We start from the raw sequence: 16,555 nt of genomic DNA, 5'->3' as shown, positions 1-16,555 counted from the left end.
ATTATGGTTTTAAATTTTTCTCTTTGGCAAAACCATGTTTGTCAATTTGCAAAGTGAAATTAATTTATCATTTTCGTCGGTAATTTTTATTTCCCAAAGATGAATACTTCTTCCTTTGTGTACAATTCTTGCTGTTCCTGTAACAATTCCTTCTCTTTTTGCTTTAAGATGGTTTGCCGAAATTTCGATGCCACGTATTTCACTTAATTCAGGATTTACAAATAACATCGATGCGGCACTACCTACACTTTCTGCAAGAGCAACACTAGCACCACCATGCAATAACCCCATTGGCTGATGAACATCAGGATTCACAGGCATTGTAGCAACTAGGAAATCTTCTCCAGCATCTATAAATTCAATTTTCAGCGTCTGCATCAATGTGTTTTTGCACATGGTATTACACATTTCAAGTACTTTATCTTTATCGAAAGTCATATATTTGTTTTTTGTGTTTCAAATTTACAAAAAAATAAGATTATTCATTATTATGAATAGTGTAGAATAAAAAACATTTTCGTTCGTTAGTACATTTTCACTATTTTTATCAAAAATTAAATTACAAATGCGTTATTCAATTCTATTCATACTTACTTTACTTATTTCTATCACTTCATGCCGAAAGGATTTTGATACTATTCCTAGTTCAGGAAAATTAGAGTTTTCTAAAACTACAGTTTATTTAGATACTGTTTTTACAAACATTGCTTCAAGCACTTATATGTTAAAGGTTTATAATAGGAGTAGTGACGATATTACGATTCCTAGTATTGCTTTAGCCAAAGGAAGCGCATCAAAATATCGATTGATGGTTGATGGTATGACAGGATTAGATGGGTCAGATGCTGATGCTATTGGTGATGGAAAAATATTTCCGAATGTTCAGCTTTTAGCTCATGATAGTTTATTTGTTTTTATAGAAACCACTGCCGATATTGCCGATGCGAATCCCGCAGATATGCTTTATACAGATGAAATTTTGTTTGATGCTGGTGCTTTGCAACAGAAAGTAAACCTAGTTACACTGATACAAGATGCTGTTTTTTTGTTTCCTGATAGAACACCGGATGGAAATGGAGGATTTATATATGAAAGCTTGCAAATAGGGAGTGATCCTGCAAACAGAATATACGGTTTTGTTTTAGATGATACCGAATTGCATTTTACCAATGCTAAACCTTATGTAATATACGGTTACGCTGCTGTAGCTACAGGAAAAAATTTAATTATCGATCCTGGAGCTCGAGTTCATTTTCATGACCAATCAGGAATTATAGTTGCAGGAAGTATTCAAGTAAATGGAACAGTTTCTCCACCAGCTCCTCCATCACCATTGCCAAATTTATTACCCAATGAAGTTATTTTTGAAGGAGATAGACTAGAACCTTCTTTTTCCGAAACACCTGGACAATGGGGAACAATTCTATTGGCTAGCGGAAGTACTAATAATTCTTTTAATCATTTGACAATAAAAAATGCATCAGTTGGATTATTTATTCAGGACAATGATGCAACAACAGTTCAGATAAAAAACACTCAAATATACAATTCGTCAAATGTTGGTATTTTAGCCAGAACTGCTAAAATAAATGGAGAAAATATCGTTATAAACAATGCAGGACAATATGCTTTAGCATGTACTCTTGGAGGAACTTATGATTTTACACATTGTACTTTTGCAGATTACTGGCAAGGTAGTTCAAGACAATCTCCTACGGTTTTGTTAGATAATACTTTTAATGATGGAACAACTATCTATGTCGCCAATTTAGTACAAGCAAATTTTAATAATTGTATTGTTTATGGGCCAAATAATATTGAAATTGGTTTAAATAGAAGTAGTAATAATGCTATATCTTTTAATCATAACATAAAAAACTGTTTGATTAAGTTTAATGACACCAACAATCAGTTTAGCGGAAACCCTTTATATACAAGTGTATTTGTACCATCAAATAATAATTTAATGGGTAGTAATGCAACACCTTTTGATCCTAAGTTTAAAAATACGAGTAAAAATAATTTACGAATTGGATTAACATCTGCTGCGAAAGGTGTTGGTAATCCGACTTATATTATTGCACAAGATGCCGATGGAATTACTAGAACAACACCACCAGATTTAGGTGCTTATGAACATTTAAATAATTAATTTATAGTAATAAAACAAAAATCCCAAGTCTTAACTTGGGATTTTTGTTTTATAAAAAGTACTAAAAAAGCTAATTTATTTAAACTCCTAAAAAATTACTAGGAGTAATTTGTATTAATTCATTTTTAATTTCTTCAGAAACTTCGAGTGTTGCTATAAAACCATGAATAGCTTTTTTATCAATAGTTGTATTGGTTCTAGTTAATCCTTTTAAGGCTTCATAAGGATTAGGATAACCCTCACGACGCAAAATAGTTTGAATAGCTTCTGCAACGACTGCCCAGTTTTTTTCTAAATCTTCGGCAAATTTAGTTTCGTTTAGTAATAATTTATTTAAACCTTTTAGAGTGGCTTCAAAAGCAATTATAGTATGGCCAAAAGGCACACCAATGTTTCTTAAAACTGTACTGTCAGTTAAATCTCGTTGTAGTCTAGATAAAGGTAATTTAGCAGAAAGATGTTCGAAAATTGCATTAGCAATACCTAAATTTCCTTCTGAATTTTCAAAATCAATAGGATTAACTTTATGTGGCATAGCTGAAGAACCTATTTCACCTGCTTTTATCTTTTGTTTAAAATATTCCATCGAAACATAGGTCCAAATATCTCTATCTAAATCGATTATAATAGTATTTATTCTTTTTAGAGCATCAAAAAATGCTGCAAAATGATCATAATGTTCAATTTGTGTAGTAGGGAAGGAGTGATGTAAACCTAAAGTTTCTTCAACAAAAGTATTTCCAAATTTTCTCCAGTCTATTTGAGGATAAGCTACATGATGCGCATTGTAATTTCCTGTGGCTCCACCAAATTTTGCTGCAAACGGAATGTTAAATAATAAACGCATTTGTTCCTCTAAACGTTCTACAAAAACACCAATTTCTTTTCCTAAACGAGTTGGGGAGGCTGGTTGTCCGTGTGTTCTTGCTAACATAGGAATGTCTCTCCATTCAGTACTTAAATCTTTTAGTTTAGAAACTAAACCAATTAGCGATGATAAATATACCTTCTCAAATGCTTCTTTTGTAGAAAGAGGAATTGCAGTATTATTAATATCTTGAGAAGTTAATCCGAAATGAATAAATTCTTTGTATTCTGACAATCCTAATTTCTCGAAAGCATCTTTTATAAAATATTCGACTGCTTTTACATCATGATTGGTTGTTTTTTCAGTTTCTTTAATCCAAAGTGCATCTTCGGTAGAGAAATTTTTATAGATATTTCTTAAACTGTCAAATATATTTGGATTTACATCCTTAAGTTGAGGTAAAGGAATTTGGCAAAGTGATATAAAATATTCAATTTCTACAAGAACTCGATATTTTATTAATGCTTCTTCCGAAAAATAGGTCGAAAGTGATTTGGTTTTGCTTCTGTAACGACCGTCTATAGGCGAAACAGCATTCAGTTCAGTTAGTTGCATTTTGTGTGTTGTTGTTTAAAAAATGCAAAGATAAACAGATTTAAGATATTAGATTTAAGATATTAAATTTTTATTCAGATTTATTTTGTGGAACGTCATAAAACTTACTATAATTTAAAAGTCTAGACATGAAGGATGGTTTTTTTGTGCAATAGTACTTTTATTCAAAAAAAAACTTATTTTTGTATTCCAAACACAACTAGTACTATGAGTCAAAAAATTTTGCTCAATCACAAAGAAGTTTCCATCATACTTCATCGTTTGGCCTGTCAGTTGATAGAAAATCATCTCGATTTTTCCAATACTATTTTAATAGGGATTCAACCTCGAGGAACACAATTAGCAACTAGATTAAAGCAAATTCTAGAAAGCGAATATCATGTAAAAGATATTTCTTTAGGGTTTTTAGACATCACTTTCTTTAGAGATGATTTTCGTCGTGGAGAAACATTAGGAGCTAATAAAACTCAAATAGATTTTCTTGTCGAAAACAAAAAAGTAATTTTTATAGACGATGTTTTATATACAGGACGAAGTATCAATGCGGCATTATCAGCCATACAATCCTTCGGGAGACCAAGCGAAGTAGAATTATTGGTATTAATAGACAGACGGTTTAGTCGTCATTTGCCTATACAACCCGATTATCGTGGTCGTCAAGTAGATGCTATAAATAATGAAAAAGTGGTGGTAAATTGGTCAGAAACTGCTGGAGAGGATTCGGTTGAATTAATTACAAAATAAGATGAAGGAATTAAGTGTAAATCATTTATTAGGAATCAAATATATTAATGAAGATGATATTAATCTCATTTTTGAAACCGCAGATCATTTTAAAGAAGTTATTAATAGACCTATTAAAAAAGTTCCTTCCTTACGAGATATAACCATTGCCAATATATTTTTCGAAAATAGTACAAGAACAAAACTATCATTCGAATTAGCTCAAAAACGCCTTTCGGCAGATGTGATAAATTTTGCAGCTTCAAGTTCATCAGTAACTAAAGGGGAAACCTTAATAGACACCGTAAACAATATTCTTTCGATGAAAGTGGATATGGTGGTTATGCGACACGCATCACCAGGAGCAGCCGTATTTTTATCTAAAAATGTTAAAGCAAGTATTGTAAATGCGGGAGATGGTGCACACGAACATCCAACACAAGCTTTACTAGATGCTTATACTATTCGTGAAAAACTAGTTGATGTTGCAGGCAAGAAAGTAGTTATTGTGGGCGATATTTTGCATTCTCGTGTAGCACTTTCTAATATTTATTCTTTACAGAAACTAGGCGCTGAAGTAAAAGTTTGTGGGCCAAAAACATTAATACCAAAATATATTGAAGAATTAGGTGTAAAAGTGGAGCCAAATTTAAGGAAAGCTTTAGAATGGTGCGATGTAGCCAATATGTTACGGGTACAAAATGAACGACTAGATATTAGTTATTTTCCATCCACAAGGGAATATGCTATGCAATATGGTTTAGATAAAACTTTGTTAGATTCTCTAAATAAAGAAATTGTAATCATGCATCCTGGTCCTATAAATCGTGGAGTAGAAATCACGAGTGATGTTGCTGATTCTAAACAATCTGTAATATTAAACCAAGTAGAAAATGGAGTAGCAATAAGAATGGCTGTAATTTATCTTTTAGCTTCAAAAATTAAATAAAATATCCTTTAATTAATATACTTTTACTCAAACAGAAGATAGCTTTATTTTGAGAAAATTAAAAACAAAAAAATATTCAATACCAATTCAGTGCTTTATTAGTATTGTATTGGTATTTATTGTTTCAACTACCTGTTTTTTTTCTTCAAAATATATCGATTATCGAATAACTGCATTAATCTTATTAATGATAGTTTCACTTGTTGCCATGTTGTTTGATATTTTACCAGTATTGTTAACTGCTATTTTAAGCGGTTTGATTTTAAATTTCTTTTTTATCCAACCACTTTTCACTTTTCACATTACAAATACAGAAGATATTTTACTATTTCTAATGTATCTGATAATTGCATTGGTAAACGCCGCTTTAACATTTAAAATTCGAGAAGCCGAAAGCAAAGCCCGTGATAAAGAAGAAAAGGAAAAAACAATAAAACTTTACGATACCTTACTTAATTCGCTTTCTCACGAATTGCGAACACCAATTGCTACTATTATTGGAGCTATTGATACACTGAAAGAAAATAAAAGTAAACTTTCAGAAAATAACCAAACCGAACTGCTCGAAGAAATTGATAAAGCAAGTATTCGACTCAATCGTCAAGTCGAAAATCTCTTAAATATGAGTCGATTAGAAACGGGAATGCTAAAATTAAAACAAGATTGGTGTGATATTAATGAACTTATTTACACTGTAATTGAAAAAATTAATCCAATAAAAAATGAGCATATAATAAACTTTATTCCAGACGAAAAACTACCATTATTTAAACTAGATGCAGGATTAATTGAAGAAATAGTTCAAAATCTAGTAACCAATGCAATATTATATACTCCAAAAAATACGATTATAAATATTAGTGTTTGTTATGAATTTAATAATTGTGTACTTTCAGTTTCAGATAATGGAAAAGGTTTTCCCGAAAATCAAATACAATTTGTATTTGATAAGTTTTATCGTTTACCAAATACTAAAACGGGTGGAAGCGGACTTGGTTTATCTATTGTGAAAGGTTTTGTCGAAGCACATAATGGAACTATAAAATTAGAAAATAATATAAATTCAGGCGCTTGTTTTACTATAACAATTCCAACCGAAACGTCTTATTTAAACAATCTCAAAAATGAATAAAGCAGAAATATTAGTGATTGATGATGAAGCACCAATACGAAAATTGCTTGAAATAACGTTGGAAAGTAATGATTATAAAGTCTGGCTCGCCGAAACTGGTAAAGAAGGTATACTTATGGCTGTTAATCATCCACCAGAATTAATTTTACTTGATATTGGTTTGCCCGACAAAAGCGGACACGAAATCCTTAAGGAATTACGAACTTGGTATACCAAGGCTATTATAATATTATCAGTTCAAAGTAGTGAAGAAGATATTGTAAAAGCACTCGATAATGGAGCAACTGATTACTTAACAAAACCTTTTAGAACCGCCGAACTTTTAGCGAGAATCCGTTCCGTAATTCGAAGAAATCAACTGCAAAATGATAATAGTATTTTATTTTGTGATGATTTGCAAATAGATTTTGGAGCAAGAGTTGTAAAAAGAAATGATGAGGTGCTTAAACTTACTTCAACAGAGTTTAATTTATTATCTCTTTTCATGAAAAATGAAGGTAGAGTTTTAACCCATCAATATATTTTGAAAGAAATTTGGGGTGTTGGTTATCAAACAGAAACACAATATTTGCGAGTTTTTGTCGCCACATTACGCAAAAAAATTGAAGTTAATCCGAATCAACCTAAACATATCATTACAGAAAGTGGTGTGGGCTATCGCTTTAGTTAATCTTTATAAAATCTTTATATCTAGCCTCCACATCTTTATATTCTACAAATACCATTTTATAGTACTTTGTATCATTAAAATTTCAATTAAATTAAATGATGAATACAACAAAAAATGGTGTTGCAAACAAAGTTACTATTGCCTCACTTTTAGTAGCACTTGGGATTATTTATGGAGATATTGGAACCAGTCCGCTCTACGTTTTTAAGGCTATAATTGGTGCAAGAGATATAAATTTAATGCTAGTTTATGGAGGTGTTTCCTGTGTCTTTTGGACTTTAGTTTTTCAAACTACAATCAAATATATTTGGCTTACACTTAGGGCTGATAATCATGGAGAAGGAGGTATTTTCTCCCTTTATGCATTGGTTAGACGTTATGGTAAAAAATTAGTTATCCCAACAATACTTGGGGCTACTACATTACTTGCGGACGGAATTATAACACCTCCTATATCGGTTTCATCTGCAATTGAAGGATTAAGTATGGTAAAAGGGTTAGAGAATATTATTATTCCAGGTAACTTTTTAACAGTTGGAATTGTCGTAGCCATTATCTCTTTGTTATTTTTCTTTCAACGTTTTGGAACGCAGGTAATAGGAAAAGCTTTTGGACCTATTATGACCATCTGGTTTACAATGCTATTGGTTTTTGGAGTAAAAGAAATTTTGCAACACACCGACATTATAAATGCTTTAAATCCTTATTATGCTTATGATTTATTAGTTAATTACCCTAAAGGATTTTGGTTACTAGGTGCAGTTTTCCTTTGCACAACTGGAGCAGAAGCATTGTATTCGGATTTAGGACATTGCGGAATTAAAAATATTCGTATCACTTGGATTTATGTAAAAATTAGTTTAGTTGTTGCTTATTTAGGTCAAGCAGCTTGGCTTATGCATCAAGGAGAGACTTTATTAAATGGTAGAAATCCATTTTTCGAAATCATCCCAACTTGGTTTTTACTACCTAGCATTATTATTTCAACTTGTGCCACAATTATTGCATCACAAGCCTTAATAAGTGGAAGCTTTACTTTAATCAGTGAAGCTATGAATCTTAATTTTTGGCCACGAATTACAGTAAGACAACCTAGCGATAGCAAAGGGCAAATATATATACCTAGTATAAATACAATACTTTGGTTTGGTTGTGTTTTAATGATGGTTTACTTCAAAGAAAGTGCTCACATGGAGGCCGCTTATGGCTTTTCAATAACTATCACGATGATGATGACATCATTATTATTAAGCTATTTTATTTATTACAGATTAAAATGGAAAAAAATATATGTTATCCTATTTTTAACAATTTTTGGAGCAATTGAAATATCATTTTTTATTGCAAATGTGGCAAAAATAAAAGAACGTTGGATGTTTTTATTCTTCGAATTATTCATTTTTATGGTGATGTATATTTGGTATTATGCTCGAAAAATTAATAATCGTTTTACAAAATTTGTAGAATTAGGCAAATACAGTAACCAGCTTACAGAATTAAGCCAAGACGATGCAATTCCAAAATTTGCAACTCATTTAATTTATTTAACCAAAGCAGATAGAAGACACGAAATAGAAGAAAAAGTAATCAAATCTATTTTCGCAAAAAAACCAAAACGTGCTGATGTATATTGGTTTTTACATCTCAATCGTACTGAAGACCCATTTACATTATCTTATGATGTTTCAGAATTGGTTGACGATAAAGTAATAAAAGTAAATATTAATGTTGGTTTTAGAATACAACCTAAAACGGAACTGTATTTCAAAAATATCGTTAAAGAGTTAGTCGCTAATAAAGAACTAAATTTGCATATTCGACCTGATGGATCAAGCAAATACAATAGCGAACCCGATTTTAAGTTTGTGGTAATCGAGAAATTTTTATCAATAGAAAACGAATTTGAATTAAGAGAAGGTTTTTTATTAAGAGGTTACTTCTTTTTGAAACATTTAGGAGTAAGTGATGAAAAAGCATTTGGTCTAGAAAAATCCGATGTTGAAGTAGAACAAATTCCTTTGGTTTATCAACCCATAACTAACATAAAATTAGACAGAGAAAAAAGATAACGAAGAAAACAGACTCATCATTTGTGCTTTATTGTAACTATTTTAAGCTAAAAAACAGATTAATTGAAATCGAATTAAAAAACCATTTAGTACTCACACTCAATAATGAATTTTTAAATGAAATAAATGAGAACTATTTTTTTTACTATTATTATTAATGCTAACTATTTATAATAGTAATGCACAAACAGAGAGATTAAAAGACTCAATATCAGAAAACACTATTTGACGGAATGTATATGACATAGCAAAATAGATAGGACAGATGACTTTCCCAACGGGTTATACTACAATTACATTGCCTATTGATTAGAAACCTGATTTAATGAAAATGGAAACTAGAATTATTTTTGCAGTTTTTTTAGAATTTAACGTTAACCAGTAAAAGTAAAACGTTAGTCATTAAAAACTATTATGAGGTCTAGTAGGAAGTTAACTGGTAATTTGATATTTTTGCTTCTATAATCCTTCTTGTTTTATATCCAGATTAACTAATTTAAATAATAAATGAAAGTAGAAGAAAAAGGGCATACAACTATTATTAAAGATACTCAAGGTGATTTGGCTTCATTTCTGTTAAAATTAGATCACGAGACAAGTTTTAGAAAGCATAATCTAATAATTGATTTATCATCTTATGAAAGATTAGTAGCTAAAGACATCTTGTTATTTACCGATTTTTATAAAAACCATAAAAAAGGGAAAAAATCATTAGTAATTGTAGCTTCAGAATTTGATTTTAATTCTGACACAAAAAATATCATTGTAGTTCCTTCAGTTCTTGAAGCTCACGATATTATTGAAATGGAAGAAATAGAAAGAGATTTAGGTTTTTAAATTTGCTCAATATAATAAAAATAGGAACAAATAATAAATTAAAAATAAAAGAGGAACTCAATTGAGTTCCTCTTTTATTTTTTTAATCTTCATCATCGTCTTCGTCAGAATCATCATCTATTGGTTCATCTCTATCATCATCGTCGTCGTCTCCATCGTTTGTGTCTAATTTTTCAGAATCATCGTCGTCGTCGTCGTCAGCATCATCAATTTCAAGCTCTTTTAGTGCATCAATAGAAGTGTCTTCAGAACCTTCAAGATCATCTGCTAATTCATCATCTTCATCATAGTTTATAATTCTGTCTGAAAGCTTAGTACTTATTTTTACTAGAAAAATAGTATCAACAGTTCGTACTTCTACCGCTTCAATAGTTTCGTTTTTTGCATTTTTAAAACGGACTATATTTGAATCATCATATCCGTCGGGAAATTTTTCGACTAATAAGTTTAAAATTTCTCCTGTAAGTTTTGAATAATCAACAATAACTCTTTTCATAAATATATATTATAAATCTAAAATGTAAGCAAATATAAGAGGAACTACAATTGTAGCATCAGATTCTACGATAAATTTTGGAGTATCAACATCTAATTTTCCCCAAGTAATTTTTTCGTTTGGTACCGCTCCAGAATAAGAACCATAACTGGTAGTCGAATCTGAAACTTGACAGAAATAACTCCAGAAAGGAATATCATGCATTTCCATATCTTGGTACAACATTGGCACCACACAGATAGGAAAATCTCCTGCAATACCACCACCAACTTGAAAGAAACCTATTCCTTTTCCAGCACAGTTTTCAGGATACCATTTTGCCAACCACATCATATATTCGATACCGCTTTTCATAGTGGTAGCCGTAAATTCACCTTTGATACAATAAGATGAAAAAATATTTCCCATAGTACTATCTTCCCAACCTGGCACTACGATTGGTAGGTTTTTTTCCGCTGCAGCAACCATCCAAGAATCTTTAGGATCTATTTCGTAATATTGTTTTAAAACCCCAGAATTTATCATTTGATACATAAATTCATGTGGAAAATATCTCTCACCAGCTTGTTCTGCTTTGTTCCAAATATGAAATAAATGAGCTTGTAAACGGCGGAATGCTTCTTCTTCTGGAATACAAGTATCTGTAACTCTATTGAAGTGATTGTCTAGTAAATCTCTTTCTTCTTGTGGACTTAAATCTCTATAATTAGGCACTCTTTTGTAAGAATTGTGCGCTACAAGATTCATAATGTCTTCTTCAAGATTTGCTCCTGTACAAGAAATAATATGTACTTTGTCTTGACGAATCATTTCTGCTAATGATTTACCTAGTTCGGCGGTACTCATTGCTCCTGCAAGTGTAATCATCATTTTACCATTGTCTAGTAAATGTTCTTCATAGCCTTTTGCAGCATCTACTAATGCGGCTGCATTAAAGTGCAAGTAGTGTTTTTCGATAAACTGACTTATTGGTCCTTTCATTTTCTTGTTTATTTATTTCATCCGTTCGCTATCGCTCGGGTTTAGATTCAGTTATGTTATTTAATCGAATGGGTTTTATTATTTATTGTAACCTAATATTTTTAGTACGTCTTCGGCTTTTTGTTGTTCAGAAAAAATTTCTGTTGCAATGATACCATTTTCATCTTTATCTATCAAAATATGTTTAGGCTGCGGAATCAAACAGTGATGTAGTCCACCATAACCACCTATTGTCTCTTGGTAAGCTCCAGTATTAAAGAAACCAATATATAAAGGTTTTTCTTTATTATATTTTGGCAAATATATAGCATTCATGTTTTGCTCTGAGTTATAATAATCATCGCTGTCGCAAGTCATTCCTCCTAATAAAACACGCTCATATTGATCGTTCCAACGGTTTATGGCTAACATAATAAAACGTTTGTTTATCGCCCAAGTATCTGGTAACGTAGTTATGAAAGAAGAATCTATCATATTCCATTTTTCTCTATCATTTTGTTGTTTTTGATACAAAATTTGATAAATAGCACCACCACTTTCTCCTACCGTAAATGATCCAAATTCAGTAAAAATATTAGGTACATCAACCTCTGCTTCTTCGCAAGCAATTTTTATTTGATTAATGATTTCATCAATCATATATTGATAATCGTATTCGAATGCTAATGAATTTTTGATAGGAAATCCACCGCCAATATTCAGTCCATCTAATGTTGGACATTCTTTTTTTAGCGCGATATAAACCTTAATACATTTTACTAATTCATTCCAGTAATAAGCATTGTCATTTATTCCTGTATTGATAAAAAAGTGCAACATTTTAAGTTCCAATTTCTTATTGTCTTGAATTTGTTTTTTGTAAAACTGTACAATATTTTTGTAACCAATCCCTAATCTTGAAGTATAAAATTCAAATTTAGGTTCTTCTTCGGCTGCTATACGTATTCCAATTTTAAATTTTCCTTTTATTTCTGCTTGTAATAAATCTAGTTCTTCATAATTATCAATAATTGGAATGGTATTTTTATGTCCGTTATTGATGATTCTGGCAATATTTTCTATGTATTGGTCACGTTTAAAACCGTTACAAATTACATACGTACTTTTGTTTATTTTTCCAGAAGCCATCAGGTTTTCAACAATATTTATGTCAAAAGCTGAAGAGGTTTCAATATGAATATTGTTTTTAAAAGCTTCATTCATAATGTATTCAAAATGAGAGCTTTTTGTACAATAGCAATAGAAATATTTACCTTCGTAATTATTTTTTTCCATTGCATTTCGGAACCATCCTTTGGCTCTTTTTATGTTAGTGGAAATTTGAGGTAAATAGGTAAATTTAAGCGGTGTACCATATTGTTCAACCAGTTTCATTAAATCTATTTTATGAAACTCTAGAGTATCTTTTGCAAGAGTAAATTCTTCTTGAGGGAAGTAGTATGTTTGATTTATTAAGTCAGAATATTTTGTATTCATTTATTTATCAGAGATTTATAAGGATTAAAAGTATAAAAAAATAAGATACTTTTTAATCAAACTCGAATATTTGCAAAAACTATTTCTAATTCGTTATGCCTAAATGAATTTATTGAAAATAAAGCCAACAAACTTTCCCGTTTTCTTAAAACAGAATTAACAAAACCATTTTTAGGTTTTCGAGATTGATTATTGTTGGTGTCTTTACAGCCGTTGTTCATGGCACAAATTTAAAAAAATATTAATGTGATAATATATATTTTATTAAAAATTCATTAATTTTTATAATCTAAAAAAGCATCGATAATTGTTTCGTTATCAGTAGCTTGATTTATTTTTATTTTTCCAATACTATCTAAAAGTGCAAATTGTACTTTTCCGTACTCATTTTTCTTATCGTGAATGAGTAAATTGATGATATTTTCTTGTTCATTTTCATCGATAATTATCTTGTCAAAAATTTTATTTAAAGTCGATTTTATTTCGATGTATTCACTTTCGGTAATTAACTTTTGGTTTAAAGAAATATAGCTTTCTAATATCATTCCCGCAACTATAGCTTCACCGTGAAGCAAATTTGTTTTGTCAGGATTTTCTAAAAAATAAGTTTCAATAGCATGTCCTAAAGTATGACCAAAATTTAGTGCTTTTCTAATCCCATTTTCGGTAGGATCTTGGGTTACAATATCACTTTTTATGGTTATCGACTCAAAAATTAAATCATCAAAATCATCAAAATTTATTTCTTTTAGATTTTTAAATTTTTCCCAATGCGTTTTTTTAGCAATCAATCCGTGTTTTAGCATTTCGGCAAGACCAGAACGCATCTGATTTTGTGGAAGTGATTCTAAGAAACTAGAATCTATAATCACCATTTCGGGATTGGTTATGGTTCCTATTTGGTTTTTTAATCCACCTAAATCGACTCCATTTTTTCCTCCAACTGAAGCATCAACCATCGATAGTAAAGTCGTAGGAATATTTACAAAAGGAATGCCTCGTTTAAAAGTTGAAGCAATAAATCCGCCCATATCTGTAATTACGCCACCACCAAGATTGATGATCAAACTTTTCCTATCAGCTCCTAATTCGATGAGAACATTCCAGATTTGAATACAAGTTTCGATGGTTTTGTTTTCTTCTCCCGATTCGAGTTCGATAATTTCTATTTTGGATTTAGTTTCAATTAATGGTAATAATTGTGGAAGACAATATTCGTTCGAATTCTCATCTACTAAAATAAAAATTTTAGAGTAATTACTCTCCTTGATATTACGATTTAAAAAATCATAACCATCTTGACTAAAATGTATTGAATATCCGTTTGAAACTATTGAAACCATGATGGCTTGTATTATTTAATATGTTGTGCAAAATAAAGTAAAATTTGCATAAAAAAATACGCTACTATATTATATTTGCATAACATTATTATTTATATGGATAAAATTTTCGATAATACCCAAAATGCATTTTCACTAAAAAGTGATACCGAGCTAGATAGAGCTTATTTTTTGTTCAAAATGATTGCCGTTCAGCCATTAGTTAGAATTGGAACTGCAGTAACTAATTTCGCATTAAATGCTAATTTACCTGTTGAAGGATTAATTCGTGCCACGGTTTTCGACCATTTTTGTGGCGGAATATCTGAAGATGATTGTATTCCTGTGGTCGATAAAATGTATACCAAAGGAGTTTCTTCGGTTTTAGATTATTCGGTAGAAGGAAAAGAAGATGAAGCACATTTTGATGATGCAATGAATATGACTCTGAAAATCATCGATTTTGCTAAAGAAAAAAAGGCCATTCCGTTTGCGGTTTTTAAGCCAACAGGTTTTGGACGATTTGAATTATACGAAAAACTAGGAGAAGGACAATCCCTAACCGAAGCAGAACAAGACGAATGGAATAGGGTAGAAGAGCGATTTGAAAAAGTATGTAAAAAAGCCTTTGAAAACGATATTTCATTGCTTATAGATGGTGAAGAAAGTTGGATGCAAGACGCTGCCGATGAACTTGTTGCCAGAATGATGCAAAAATATAACAAACAAAAACCTATTGTTTATAATACTTTGCAAATGTATCGTTGGGACAGATTAGATTATCTTAAAAAATTACATGAACAAGCAAAAACGGAAGGATTTTATATTGGGATGAAACTCGTTCGTGGTGCTTATATGGAAAAAGAAAACAAACGTGCCGATGAAAAAGGCTATAAATCTCCTATTTGCGAATCGAAACAAGCAACCGATGATAATTTTGATTTGGCCGTTTCATATATGATTAATAATATTGAAAAAATGGCCATTTTTGCAGGAACTCACAACGAATTGAGTTCTTACACTTTGATGGAAAAAATGCAAGAAAAAGGCATTTCTAAAAATGATTCTAGGCTTTGGTTTGGGCAATTGTACGGAATGAGCGATAACATAAGTTATAATTTAGCTAACGAAGGTTATAATGTTGCAAAATATTTGCCTTTTGGTCCCGTAAAAGACGTTATGCCTTACTTAATTCGTCGTGCCGAAGAAAATACTTCAGTAGCTGGACAAACCAGTCGTGAGTTATTATTAATTAAAACGGAGCGCAATCGCAGAAAGGGGAAAAACTAATGAATCTTACGATATTAGGTTGTTATGCAGCCACGCCAAGAACATTTACAAACCCAACTTCGCAAGTATTAGAAATAAGAAATAGATTGTTTTTAATAGATTGTGGAGAGGGAACTCAAGTGCAATTGCGTAAAAATAAGATTAAGTTTTCTGCTATAAACCATATTTTTATTTCCCATTTGCATGGTGACCATTTTTATGGATTAATAGGTCTGATTTCTACTTTCAATTTGTTGAATAGAAATAATGATTTAACCGTTTATGGACCAAAAGGAATTCAGGAAGTTATAAAATTACAATTGAAATTATCTAATTCTTGGCCACAATATGAATTGCATTTTGTAGAACTTACAAGTACCGAATCGGAAATTATTTTTGAAGATGAAAAAGTAATTGTAAAAACAATTCCACTAAAACACAGGGTTTATACCAATGGATTTTTGTTTCAAGAAAAGATAAAAGAACGCAAACTAAATGTAAATGCCGTTCAGAATTACGAAATTGAAACCTGTTATTTTCAGAATATAAAAAACGGAAAAGACATTACATTAGAAGACGGAAGAATCATTCCTAATTCTGAATTAACTTTCGATCCTGAAGAACCCAAAAGTTATGCTTTTTGTTCAGACACAATATACAATGAGTCGATTATTCCGATAATTAAAAATGTAGATGTTTTGTATCACGAAACTACTTTTCTAGAAACGGAAGTAGAATTGGCTAAAAAAACAATGCATTCTACAGCAAAACAAGCCGCTAGAATTGCATTACAAGCCAATTGTAAACAACTTATTTTAGGACATTATTCAACTAGATACGAATCAATAAGTTTATTCAAGGAAGAAGCCCAAACAATTTTCGAGAATACCTTTTTGGGCGATGATGGAAAGTTTTTTGAATTGTAAAAGATTGTAGCTTTTAAATATAAGTGAGTCTAGACAAAATATATTCAACTTTGACTCGAACATAAGAGACTTTGTATAGAAAATATTCAACTTGGTATCGAGCATAAACAACTTTGTATTAAATATATTC

Annotated in this window: 15 protein-coding genes; 9 read left to right on the top strand and 6 right to left on the bottom strand. The window is 30.8% G+C overall.

Going from position 1 to position 16,555, the window contains the following annotated elements; genetic code table 11:
• Positions 1-9: 9 nt before the first annotated feature.
• Positions 10-438, bottom strand: a complete 429-nt coding sequence (locus ACKVOV_RS10360) for a PaaI family thioesterase (protein WP_409206686.1) — start codon at positions 436-438, stop codon at positions 10-12.
• 127 nt (positions 439-565) lie between these two features.
• Between ACKVOV_RS10360 and ACKVOV_RS10355 the strand changes: the two genes are divergently transcribed.
• The gene (locus tag ACKVOV_RS10355) at positions 566-2,152 is read left to right on the top strand and encodes a right-handed parallel beta-helix repeat-containing protein (protein WP_409206685.1); all 1,587 of its coding nucleotides are present in this window, start codon (positions 566-568) and stop codon (positions 2,150-2,152) included.
• A gap of 79 nt (positions 2,153-2,231) precedes the next feature.
• Here ACKVOV_RS10355 and purB read toward each other — a convergent pair whose 3' ends face one another.
• The gene (purB, locus tag ACKVOV_RS10350) at positions 2,232-3,575 is read right to left on the bottom strand and encodes an adenylosuccinate lyase (protein WP_409206684.1); all 1,344 of its coding nucleotides are present in this window, start codon (positions 3,573-3,575) and stop codon (positions 2,232-2,234) included.
• Positions 3,576-3,782: 207 nt separating this feature from the next.
• On the opposite strand from purB, the gene pyrR reads away from it, so the two are divergent.
• The 6 genes from pyrR (at position 3,783) to ACKVOV_RS10320 (ending at position 9,955) form a co-directional block, all read left to right on the top strand.
• Positions 3,783-4,319: a bifunctional pyr operon transcriptional regulator/uracil phosphoribosyltransferase PyrR gene (gene pyrR, locus ACKVOV_RS10345; RefSeq protein WP_409206683.1), complete on the top strand. Its 537-nt coding sequence runs from the start codon at positions 3,783-3,785 to the stop codon at positions 4,317-4,319.
• 1 nt (position 4,320) lies between these two features.
• Positions 4,321-5,247: an aspartate carbamoyltransferase catalytic subunit gene (locus ACKVOV_RS10340; protein ID WP_409206682.1), complete on the top strand. Its 927-nt coding sequence runs from the start codon at positions 4,321-4,323 to the stop codon at positions 5,245-5,247.
• Positions 5,248-5,296: 49 nt separating this feature from the next.
• Positions 5,297-6,379, top strand: a complete 1,083-nt coding sequence (locus ACKVOV_RS10335) for an ATP-binding protein (RefSeq protein ID WP_409206681.1) — start codon at positions 5,297-5,299, stop codon at positions 6,377-6,379.
• Positions 6,372-7,049, top strand: coding sequence for a response regulator (locus ACKVOV_RS10330; RefSeq protein ID WP_409206680.1), 678 nt, complete (start codon positions 6,372-6,374; stop codon positions 7,047-7,049). Before ACKVOV_RS10335 ends, ACKVOV_RS10330 begins: the two co-directional genes overlap by 8 nt.
• Positions 7,050-7,147: 98 nt before the next feature.
• Positions 7,148-9,118 carry a KUP/HAK/KT family potassium transporter gene (locus ACKVOV_RS10325; protein ID WP_409206679.1) on the top strand — a complete coding sequence of 657 codons (1,971 nt, stop codon included), beginning with the start codon at positions 7,148-7,150 and terminating at the stop codon, positions 9,116-9,118.
• A 507-nt stretch (positions 9,119-9,625) separates the two neighbouring features.
• Entirely contained in the window at positions 9,626-9,955 is a 330-nt protein-coding gene (locus tag ACKVOV_RS10320; protein WP_409206678.1) for a ribonuclease Z, read from the top strand.
• A gap of 82 nt (positions 9,956-10,037) precedes the next feature.
• Here the strand turns inward: ACKVOV_RS10320 and ACKVOV_RS10315 are convergent, their stop codons facing one another.
• From ACKVOV_RS10315 to aroB, 4 genes are all read right to left on the bottom strand, one after another.
• The gene (locus ACKVOV_RS10315; RefSeq protein ID WP_409206677.1) at positions 10,038-10,451 is read right to left on the bottom strand and encodes a DNA primase; all 414 of its coding nucleotides are present in this window, start codon (positions 10,449-10,451) and stop codon (positions 10,038-10,040) included.
• A gap of 9 nt (positions 10,452-10,460) precedes the next feature.
• Entirely contained in the window at positions 10,461-11,432 is a 972-nt protein-coding gene (locus tag ACKVOV_RS10310) for a deoxyhypusine synthase family protein (RefSeq protein ID WP_409206676.1), read from the bottom strand.
• Between the two features lie 78 nt (positions 11,433-11,510).
• Entirely contained in the window at positions 11,511-12,908 is a 1,398-nt protein-coding gene (locus ACKVOV_RS10305; RefSeq protein ID WP_409206675.1) for an arginine decarboxylase, read from the bottom strand.
• Between the two features lie 275 nt (positions 12,909-13,183).
• Positions 13,184-14,251 (bottom strand): 3-dehydroquinate synthase, encoded by a 1,068-nt coding sequence (aroB, locus tag ACKVOV_RS10300; protein WP_409206674.1) that lies wholly within the window; start codon positions 14,249-14,251, stop codon positions 13,184-13,186.
• 96 nt (positions 14,252-14,347) lie between these two features.
• Here aroB and ACKVOV_RS10295 point away from each other — a divergent pair, with 96 nt between their 5' ends.
• Positions 14,348-15,520 (top strand): proline dehydrogenase family protein, encoded by a 1,173-nt coding sequence (locus tag ACKVOV_RS10295; RefSeq protein ID WP_409206673.1) that lies wholly within the window; start codon positions 14,348-14,350, stop codon positions 15,518-15,520.
• Complete coding sequence (locus ACKVOV_RS10290; protein WP_409206672.1) at positions 15,520-16,425, top strand: ribonuclease Z; 906 nt, start codon at positions 15,520-15,522, stop codon at positions 16,423-16,425. The genes ACKVOV_RS10295 and ACKVOV_RS10290 overlap by 1 nt, the downstream gene beginning before the upstream one ends.
• Positions 16,426-16,555: the final 130 nt, after the last annotated feature.

Origin of the sequence: Flavobacterium sp., assembly GCF_046153165.1 — a bacterium.
GTDB lineage: Bacteria > Bacteroidota > Bacteroidia > Flavobacteriales > Flavobacteriaceae > Flavobacterium.
The sequence above is the reverse complement of the archived record's forward strand: the minus strand, read 5'-3'. Positions and strand labels throughout refer to the sequence as shown.

Excerpts from the sequence above, each read along its gene's own strand:
- ACKVOV_RS10360 (WP_409206686.1), bottom strand. The coding sequence starts at position 438 with ATGACTTTCGATAAAGATAAAGTACTTGAAATGTGTAATACCATGTGC.
- ACKVOV_RS10355 (WP_409206685.1), top strand. The coding sequence starts at position 566 with ATGCGTTATTCAATTCTATTCATACTTACTTTACTTATTTCTATCACT.
- purB (WP_409206684.1), bottom strand. The coding sequence starts at position 3,575 with ATGCAACTAACTGAACTGAATGCTGTTTCGCCTATAGACGGTCGTTAC.
- pyrR (WP_409206683.1), top strand. The coding sequence starts at position 3,783 with ATGAGTCAAAAAATTTTGCTCAATCACAAAGAAGTTTCCATCATACTT.
- ACKVOV_RS10340 (WP_409206682.1), top strand. The coding sequence starts at position 4,321 with ATGAAGGAATTAAGTGTAAATCATTTATTAGGAATCAAATATATTAAT.
- ACKVOV_RS10330 (WP_409206680.1), top strand. The coding sequence starts at position 6,372 with ATGAATAAAGCAGAAATATTAGTGATTGATGATGAAGCACCAATACGA.
- ACKVOV_RS10325 (WP_409206679.1), top strand. The coding sequence starts at position 7,148 with ATGAATACAACAAAAAATGGTGTTGCAAACAAAGTTACTATTGCCTCA.
- ACKVOV_RS10320 (WP_409206678.1), top strand. The coding sequence starts at position 9,626 with ATGAAAGTAGAAGAAAAAGGGCATACAACTATTATTAAAGATACTCAA.
- ACKVOV_RS10315 (WP_409206677.1), bottom strand. The coding sequence starts at position 10,451 with ATGAAAAGAGTTATTGTTGATTATTCAAAACTTACAGGAGAAATTTTA.
- ACKVOV_RS10310 (WP_409206676.1), bottom strand. The coding sequence starts at position 11,432 with ATGAAAGGACCAATAAGTCAGTTTATCGAAAAACACTACTTGCACTTT.
- ACKVOV_RS10305 (WP_409206675.1), bottom strand. The coding sequence starts at position 12,908 with ATGAATACAAAATATTCTGACTTAATAAATCAAACATACTACTTCCCT.
- aroB (WP_409206674.1), bottom strand. The coding sequence starts at position 14,251 with ATGGTTTCAATAGTTTCAAACGGATATTCAATACATTTTAGTCAAGAT.
- ACKVOV_RS10295 (WP_409206673.1), top strand. The coding sequence starts at position 14,348 with ATGGATAAAATTTTCGATAATACCCAAAATGCATTTTCACTAAAAAGT.
- ACKVOV_RS10290 (WP_409206672.1), top strand. The coding sequence starts at position 15,520 with ATGAATCTTACGATATTAGGTTGTTATGCAGCCACGCCAAGAACATTT.